We start from the raw sequence: 8100 nt of genomic DNA, 5'->3' as shown, positions 1-8100 counted from the left end.
GACTGGAGCGACGAGACCATCCATGTCTCGGTACTGACCTATTTCCTACATGGTCCCTGGAAGGAACACGGCCATAGTGTAATACCGCTCTATGATTTTCGGGCAGACGTGCCACGAATCTGCTGCCCTACTCTTGTTATCGCGAGCCGGACGGACCCGATCTATCCCTGGGGAAAGCAGATCGTTAAAATCCGGTCCGATTGGGCCTATGCAGAACTGCCCGGCGGGCCAGGCATGGTGCTTGACCGGCCCGCCGAATGGAGCGCAGTCGTGTTGCCGTATCTAAGACAATTTTCGGATTCTGGTTCCTCTTATTGGATCTGATTAGCCTTATCACCAGCGATATTAACGGATGAGTAATGCATTAAACACCTGTTAATGAACGAAAATATCAGTCATATTTGCTCAGAAGCAAAAACTATTGGACTATGGATAATATTGATATACAATTAGAACAAATGAGTTTCAGGCTTGGCTGGATGAACGGTGTTCGTGAAGGTTGAGTTAGAAAGATCTATACACTCAGGGAAGGCTAAAATAATGAATTATAAAACTACAGGGCGCGCTATTCTGATCAGCGCCACACTTCTTTCGTCCACATCGGTATTGGCACAGGTTGCCGCTGATGATGCCGGCACGTCGAAAGCGCAGCAAGAGATCATCGTGACCGCGCAGCGTCGGGAGCAGTCGCTGCAAGAAGTGCCCTTGGCTGTGTCTGCCTTCGGTGCGGCCGAACTGGAAACTAGGCAGGTTAGTAATACGCTGGACCTTGTCAATTATGTTCCCAACCTTATCGGCCATCATAATACTGCAGTCGGCACGGCCAACGCTTACTCGATGCGCGGCCTAGCCAACTCCGAGTCGATCTCGACCTTCGATCCGCCCGTCGGCACTTATATCGACGACATCTATGTTTCACGCCAAGGCGCCAACAACTTCTCGCTGTTCGACGTCGAGCGCGTAGAGGTGTTGCGCGGGCCGCAGGGTACGCTCTTTGGCCGCAACACCACGGGCGGCGCGATCAACGTTATAATGGCGCGCCCGCAGGAAGAGTTTGGCGGCTATGCCGAGGTAGGCTACGGTCGTTTCAACCGCGTTCAGGTGCGTGGTTCGATCGATGTGCCGCTGATCGAGGACAAGCTGCTCACCAAAGTTTCCGGATATTACATCGAGTCCGACGGCTATGTGAATAATCTGACGACCGGGGACAAGTTGAACGGCGAGGAGAATTGGGGGATTCGCGGCGCTGTTCGCGCGCATCTCTCCGATAGCGTCATGTGGGACGTGTCGGCTGATTATATTCACAATTCGAACGCCAATCTTCCGCATTTCTACGATCCAGCGACCGATCAGCGGATTACCTACACGAAGATCAGTGCTGACACCCCTCTTGGGACTGGGCTAGTTTCATCTCGGCTTGCTGACAATACCGCAGGCAACCTCGCCGAAAGCTATTCCATTAGCTCGAATCTCGAGGTTGGAGTAGGCGACAATGCAACGATCAACGTTATTTCCGGCTATCGTCATCTTTATCAGGAATTCTTGACGGAAAGTCTGGCCGGCGCAACTGGCGTTGTAATCGATGGCGTGAATCTCGTATCGGCTTCGCCCGGAGCCGGTATCCCGTTGGCAAACGATAGCTGGCATGGCCAGTTCAGTCAGGAGATCAAATTCAGCGGCGAGGCCTTTGACGGGCTTCTCGATTATGTTGCCGGTGTTTATTACATCAACGAAACTAACGAGACAGACTTCGCGAACTTGCTAGTCCTGTCCAGTGGAACGGCGTTCGTGAATGGTGACCGGGTCATGACTAACGATACCGAAGCCTATGCTGGCTATGCCCAGGGCGACATACATGTGACGCCGAATTTGACGTTGACGGCGGGTGTGCGCTACACGGATGAACGGAAGTCCATCGCGTATTCGCCCAATGCGAATCCTTTGCCACTGACCTCGTCGTCGGTTCCTTTTGATACGCAGGACCTGATCGATCTCGGCACACCTGTTGAGCAGCGTTCACGCGTGTGGACGCCGCGCTTCGCGGTCCAGTACCAAGCGGCTGATGACATCATGATGTTTGCTTCGGCAACGCGCGGTTTCAAATCCGGCGGCTGGAATGCCCGGGCCTATTCGCCTGACAAAGCAGACGCTTTCACACCCGAAACGATCTGGTCGTTCGAAGGCGGTGTTCGTTCGCAATGGCTCGACCGTCGTCTTACCGTAAACCTGACGGGTTTTTACTTTACCGATTACGATCAGCAACTTCCGGGCGGTGGCCTCAATCCATTGACGGGTTCGATCACCTATTTGACTCGTAACGTCGCCGACATGGAAAATTACGGTGTCGAAGTCGAATTGTCGACAACGCCCGTTCAGGGGCTTAACGTATTTTGGTCGTTCGGTTTGCAAAACGCGAGCTTCAAAAACGTCAATGACATCACGCGTGCGCAGCAGGCGAACTGCCAGACTGGCGTTGTGACCGCGTGTAACGTCAGCATTATCACACCCGATGGGCAGATCGCGGAACCGACCCGCGCTCCGTCCTTCACTTCGACGGTGGGTGCTAGCTACAATTGGGATCTTGGCAGCGGATTGTCGCTTCAGCCTGCAGTGAACTGGAACTATATCAGTTCAACATGGGTCTCGACGTCGAACGATCCACGGGGATTCCAACCGGGTCACGGTGTTGTCAATGGCGGGGTTACATTGCGCTCGGAATCTGGTTGGTCGCTCGGTCTCGAATGCAACAACTGCTTTGACGATCTCTATATGACGTCCTTCCTGATCTACCCTTATCTCAGTGATCCGGGTCGTTGGATGGCGCGTTTGCGTTACGACTTCTAATATTTTGGTGTATTGGGAAATGGGTGGCAATTATGCCGCCCATTTTCTATTTTCTCGGGCAAGGATTCCATGGCAGACAATAGCGCCGACAAACCGATGAAAGACGTAAAGCTGCCCCGTTCCAGCAAAGGTGCGCGTTCGCGCTTTTTTGACGATCCCGCGGTCGACCAGATAATGACTTTCCTGCTCGAGCTGATGGCGGATACGAATGCGCTTCGTGAACGCGTCGACACGATCGAAAGACTACTCGATGAAAAGGGAACTATCAGCCGAGATGAGATCGAGGCTTATCGCCCCGATGCCGAAGGCGAGGTTGAGCGTTCGGCCTGGAGCCAAGCGTTCATCAAGCGGGTGATGCGGTTTCACGAACCCGATTGAACGTGACTGCTTATCCTAATCTCTTCTCGCCTCTGAAGGTTGGAACCCGGGAACTACGCAACCGGGTTGTCCATGCCTCTACGTCGACCCATTTTTCCAAGGATGGCCGCGTCACCGACCAGTTGATCGCTTATTTTGTGAACCGCGCCAGGGGCGGCGCAGCGATGCTGATCAGCGAGCCTATGGCCATGTTGAGCTGGCAGACGCTTCCGACACGTCCCCAGATTCTTTCGGACTTGAACGCTGATATGTTGCCGCGCTGGGCCGAAGCTGTAGCGCGCGAGGGCAGTCTGATGATTGGCCAGATTCAAGACAATGGACGTGGTTTTCGCGCCGGACATCGCAATCTCTCGGCACGGGGGGCATCCGCACTCCCCGACGATTTAAGCTGGACGGTGCCGCAGGTGCTGGAGACCGGTGACATTCACCAGATGATTGATGAATTCGTTACCTCGTGCGGGATGCTGGCTGATGCCGGTTTTGCCGGAGTCGAGATATCTGCCGGACATGGCCATATTTTTCACCAATTCCTTTCTGCCCGTTCCAATCGCCGCGAGGACGAATTCGGCGGCGATCTAGAAGGTCGGGCGCGGCTACTGGTCCTGCTAATGCAGGGCATACGCGCGCGTTGCGGCACCAATTTTCTGATCGGTGCCAAACTGCCGGCAGAAGATTTTTCCGAAGGGGGTATCGGGCTTGAGGAGGCCGAGGCCATTACTGCGCTGCTCCACCGTGATGGAGAAATGGACTATCTCACCTACTGCTGGGGCAGCCATTCGGAATCGCTCTATACTCATCTCCCTGACAATCACGGTCCGCGCACCCCCTATGTCGAAACCATTCATCGGCTGGGCCGCGCCGCTGCACCGGGTGTACAGCTCGGCGCGCTGGGCCTGATCACCGATCCCAATGAAGGCGAGCGGATTATTCGCGACGGACTCGCGGATCTCGTCATGCTCGCCCGTCCGCTGATAACCGACCCCGCTTGGCCGATCAAGGCGGAACAGGGGCGAGAGGCCGAGATCCGCTATTGTGTCTCGTGCAATACCTGCTGGCACATGATCACCTCTGGCCGTACGCTACAGTGCGACAATAATCCCCGGGTCGGCTTGGACGACGAGGCCGACTGGACTCCCGCAGCGTCGCCGAAACCAAAGCGTGTCGCGGTGATCGGTGCGGGCATCGCCGGTATGGAGGCGGGCTGGGTTGCCGCAGCGCGCGGCCATATAGTCCGCATCTTCGGGGCTTCGGAACAGCCAGGAGGCAAGACGAAGCTGCATGCCAGTTTGCCAGGCGGCGAAGGGTTCAGCAGCATTTACGATTACCAGCATCTTGCCGCGCAGCGCCATGGTGCAGAAATGCACTTTGGCTATAGCGCGTCCGCAAAGGACGTGCTTGCATTCAAACCGGATATCGCGATCCTGGCAACCGGATCTACTCCCGCGTGGCCGTCTTGCCTGCCGGAGGAATGGAAGGACGAGGGTATCGTCCCGGATATACGGGAAGCTGCAGCGCTGTTCCTGGATCATAAGGCGCACAACTCCGGCACGGCCGTGATCTATGACGAAGATAGCACTGCGTTTGTTTACGATACCGCTGAAATGTTGATGGAACGGTTCGACAAGGTTGTGATCCTAACGCCACGTGAAAGGCTGGCGAGCGATGAATCCCTGATTGTCCGGCAGGGCATCTATCACCGGCTCTACCTTAGGAAAGCGCTGATCGTCACGTCGGTCCGGCCACTGGCGACCTCGCATCTTGAAGATGGCGAGATTGCCTATGAAAATATCTATAGCGGTGAAGAAGGCGTTGTCGATGATGTCGCTTTTTTCACCTTTGCAACCGCGCGGACGCCGAACGATGTGCTGGCCGCTCCGCTCCGGAACGCCGGTATTGCCGTGTACAGCATTGGCGACGCCAAGGCTCCACGTATGGCGCTGAGTGCTACGGGCGAGGGCTATCGGCTCGCCATGGAAATCTGACGAAAGGAAATAGGGCATGTATCCCGATCTTGAAGGAAAAGTAGCCATTGTGACCGGCGCGGGTCGCCACAAAGGGCTGGGTGAGGCCATTGCCCGCAAGCTTGCTGCGGATGGCGTGAAGCTTGTCATCCACGACCTCGGCGAGGTCGACGGCGAATTGGCGCCGGCCCATGGCGTTGGCGCGTCAAAGGAGATGGCCGAAGTCGCCGAGGGAATCCGCGCGATCAATCCGGACGTCAGCACTTTCCAAGCGGATATGCGTGAAGAGGCGCAGGTCGAAGCCCTTATTGGCCATGCCGTCACGACCTATGGAAAGCTCGACATACTCGTGAACAATGCCGGTGTCGGCTATTTGTTCGGGCCGCTTGTCGATGCAACGCAAGAAATGTGGGATACGGTGCTGAACGTAAACCTGCGCGGGGCGTTTTTTGCCATGAAACATGCCATTCGCCAGATGCAGACACAGGAAATCGAAGAAGGCTGGGGGCGCGGAAGGGTCGTTTCAGTCGGAAGCCGCGGTTCGAAATCGGGGTCGGCGTTAACCTCTTCCTATATCGCTTCCAAACACGGCCTTGTCGGCCTTACCCGTTCGGCGGCGATCGAACATGGCGGCGAGCAGATTACCGTGAATGCGGTGTGCCCCAATCATGTGACGACGGGCCTCGGATCCTGGCAGAATGAATTTATGGCCGAGAAGCGCGGCCAGAGCGTTGAGGACTATCTCGCTGCGATGCGCGACCGGATTCCGCTCGGTCGGGTCGGCGAGGTCGAAGACACCGCCAATGCTTGCGCATTCCTGTGTTCGGGACAGGCCCGCTATATCACTGGCGAGGCGATGAACGTCTCGGGCGGTGAGGAAATGCACTGAGCGCGTCGTTCTGGCGAATGGGCTGGCCGGGACCGCTTCGCCACTCGCCATTTCGCGTTATATGGGCGACCACCGTCCTCTCGCAGCTGGGCAGCTTTATCCAGATTGTAGCGATCAGCTGGACAATGGCATCGCTCAGCGCATCGGCCGCGATGGTCGCGCTGGTGCAGACGGCCGCGAACTTTCCGATGATAATTTTAGCAGTGGCGGCGGGCGCGCTGGCCGACATGTTCGATCGGCGTCATGTGATGTTGGCCGCACAATTTCTGATGCTGCTCTTGTCCCTTGGACTAGCACTGTGCGCCTTTCTCGATATGTTGACACCTGTGCTGCTCTTGAGCTTTACGTTTCTGATCGGATGCGGCACCGCTCTGCACGCTCCTGCCTGGCAGGCATCGGTTGGCGAACTGGTGCCGCGCAATCAGATATCCTCCGCGGTAGCGACCAATGTATTCGGCAATAATATCGCCCGCAGTATTGGCCCGGCACTCGGCGGCGCGATAGTCTCGGTTGCGGGCGCGGGGGTCGCATTTGCCATCAATGCTTTTTCCTATGTCGGGGTAATCGCTGTTCTCCTGCGCTGGAAGGGTCCGGGTGTCCTGGGTGGGCACAGGCCGAACTTTATCCAGATGGTCAGCGGCGGGTTCGGATATGCGCTCGCGCAAGTTCGGGTACGGAACCTTTTTTTACGGACATTTGCATTCGGGTTCGGTGCAGCCGCAATCTGGGCCTTTATGCCGTTGGTTGCGATCAGGCTGGGCGGAGGCGCTCAATTGCTAGGTGTGTTGTTTGCCTGTTTTGGCGTTGGCGCGATGTTCGGTGCGATAGCGAGTATCGCCATTCGAAACCGCTATGGCATCGGTGCGCTGGTAGACGTCTCCGTAATGGCTGTCGCGCTGCCTCTGTTCCTGCTCGGACTCACTCGATCTGTACCGATTGCAGTTTTCGCGCACCTGCTAGCCGGTGCCGGATGGGTGGCGGTGCTCTCCACTTTCAATGTTTCGGTGCAGCTTGCGGTGGCACGCAGCCATGTAGGGCGCACACTTGCGATCTATCAGATGATGGCGTTCGGCGGCGTTGCGCTCGGCAGTGCGACTTGGGGCGTCATGGCTGATTATGTCGGTATGCCGGCGGCGCTTGTCGCCGCCGGCGCGTTCCTCGCGATGAGTGGATTGTTTGGCGCGCTGTTCGCGCTTCCCGCGCCTACAACAGAACAGGAGGATTAATCGAGATGCAGGGCTTCGATCCCGGCCCGACCCGTCTGTTCGTCCTGCTCCGGTGTTCCACCGGACACGCCGATGGCGCCGATGCAGCGCCCTTCAGCCATAATCGGCAATCCTCCGGTCATAGGCAGGTAGTCGGTCAGACGAAGAAGGGCCGGATCGGCGGCAACGCGATCGGCCAGAACCCGGCTCGGCGCGCGCAACAAAGCAGAAGTCCGAGCCTTTTCGCTAGCCACTTTCGCAGTCAAAAGACCGGCTCCGTCCATCCGTTCCAGGCAGAGGGGATAGCCGCCGTCGTCGACGACGGCGACGGACATTGTCAGTCCGTTTGTACTTGCAGCTCGAAGCGCAGCATCAAGGGCTGAACGAGCGAGGGCGGCATTCAATGTAGGTTTATGCGATAACATGTGGGTTTCCTTTTCGGTGCAATGGTGCCAAAGATTTGAAATGAAATCGCTAACATGCGATCTTTAGACCTAGCCGCTCTTCTTGAAAGGGGAGAACAGAACAAGTGACCGGAAAGAACGACGGCAAAGCGGGTGTGGATCGCGGACAGGCGGTGCCATTGTACCACCAAATATTTCTGCAACTGCGCGAAGAAATCACGAGCGGGGAGCGCGCTTTCGGATCGCGGCTGCCGACCGAGCAGGAACTGACCAAAGAATATGAGGTTTCGCGCATCACCGCGCGGCGTGCCCTTGAAGAACTGGCTGACCACCAATTTGTCGAACGCAAGCGTCGGGTCGGTACCCATGTGATCTTTCGCGCGCCGGCACGACCGATCCACGGCAATATCGAGCAGGCG

8 protein-coding genes are annotated in these 8100 nt (G+C 56.8%); 7 read left to right on the top strand and 1 reads right to left on the bottom strand.

Translation table 11 applies throughout. The annotated features are described in order from the left end of the window. The 6 genes from ACESNI_RS05810 to ACESNI_RS05785 all read left to right on the top strand — a co-directional run. Positions 1-324 (top strand): alpha/beta fold hydrolase (locus tag ACESNI_RS05810; RefSeq protein ID WP_373085571.1); only part of this gene is annotated, 324 nt, incomplete at its 5' end. Positions 325-540: 216 nt separating this feature from the next. Beyond that, on the top strand, positions 541-2844 hold the full coding sequence (locus tag ACESNI_RS05805; protein WP_373085570.1) for a TonB-dependent receptor: 2304 nt from the start codon (positions 541-543) through the stop codon (positions 2842-2844). A gap of 69 nt (positions 2845-2913) precedes the next feature. Next, entirely contained in the window at positions 2914-3222 is a 309-nt protein-coding gene (locus tag ACESNI_RS05800) for a hypothetical protein (protein ID WP_373085569.1), read from the top strand. A gap of 2 nt (positions 3223-3224) precedes the next feature. Continuing rightward, on the top strand, positions 3225-5204 hold the full coding sequence (locus ACESNI_RS05795; RefSeq protein WP_373085568.1) for a hypothetical protein: 1980 nt from the start codon (positions 3225-3227) through the stop codon (positions 5202-5204). Between the two features lie 16 nt (positions 5205-5220). Next, positions 5221-6072, top strand: a complete 852-nt coding sequence (locus ACESNI_RS05790) for an SDR family NAD(P)-dependent oxidoreductase (RefSeq protein WP_373085567.1) — start codon at positions 5221-5223, stop codon at positions 6070-6072. A 17-nt stretch (positions 6073-6089) separates the two neighbouring features. Beyond that, positions 6090-7298, top strand: a complete 1209-nt coding sequence (locus tag ACESNI_RS05785; protein WP_373085566.1) for an MFS transporter — start codon at positions 6090-6092, stop codon at positions 7296-7298. On the opposite strand, the gene ACESNI_RS05780 is transcribed toward ACESNI_RS05785, so the two are convergent. After that, on the bottom strand, positions 7295-7702 hold the full coding sequence (locus ACESNI_RS05780; RefSeq protein ID WP_373085565.1) for a heme-binding protein: 408 nt from the start codon (positions 7700-7702) through the stop codon (positions 7295-7297). The genes ACESNI_RS05785 and ACESNI_RS05780 overlap by 4 nt on opposite strands. Before the next feature lie 104 nt (positions 7703-7806). Here ACESNI_RS05780 and ACESNI_RS05775 point away from each other — a divergent pair. After that, the coding region (locus ACESNI_RS05775; RefSeq protein WP_373085563.1) for a GntR family transcriptional regulator at positions 7807-8100 on the top strand (294 nt) is incomplete at its 3' end.

The organism is Sneathiella sp., assembly GCF_041689005.1.
Taxonomy (GTDB): Bacteria; Pseudomonadota; Alphaproteobacteria; order Sneathiellales; family Sneathiellaceae; genus Sneathiella.
This window is presented reverse-complemented; position numbering and strand designations above follow the sequence as displayed.

Excerpts from the sequence above, each read along its gene's own strand:
- ACESNI_RS05800 (WP_373085569.1), top strand. The coding sequence starts at position 2,914 with ATGGCAGACAATAGCGCCGACAAACCGATGAAAGACGTAAAGCTGCCC.
- ACESNI_RS05785 (WP_373085566.1), top strand. The coding sequence starts at position 6,090 with ATGGGCTGGCCGGGACCGCTTCGCCACTCGCCATTTCGCGTTATATGG.
- ACESNI_RS05805 (WP_373085570.1), top strand. The coding sequence starts at position 541 with ATGAATTATAAAACTACAGGGCGCGCTATTCTGATCAGCGCCACACTT.
- ACESNI_RS05780 (WP_373085565.1), bottom strand. The coding sequence starts at position 7,702 with ATGTTATCGCATAAACCTACATTGAATGCCGCCCTCGCTCGTTCAGCC.
- ACESNI_RS05790 (WP_373085567.1), top strand. The coding sequence starts at position 5,221 with ATGTATCCCGATCTTGAAGGAAAAGTAGCCATTGTGACCGGCGCGGGT.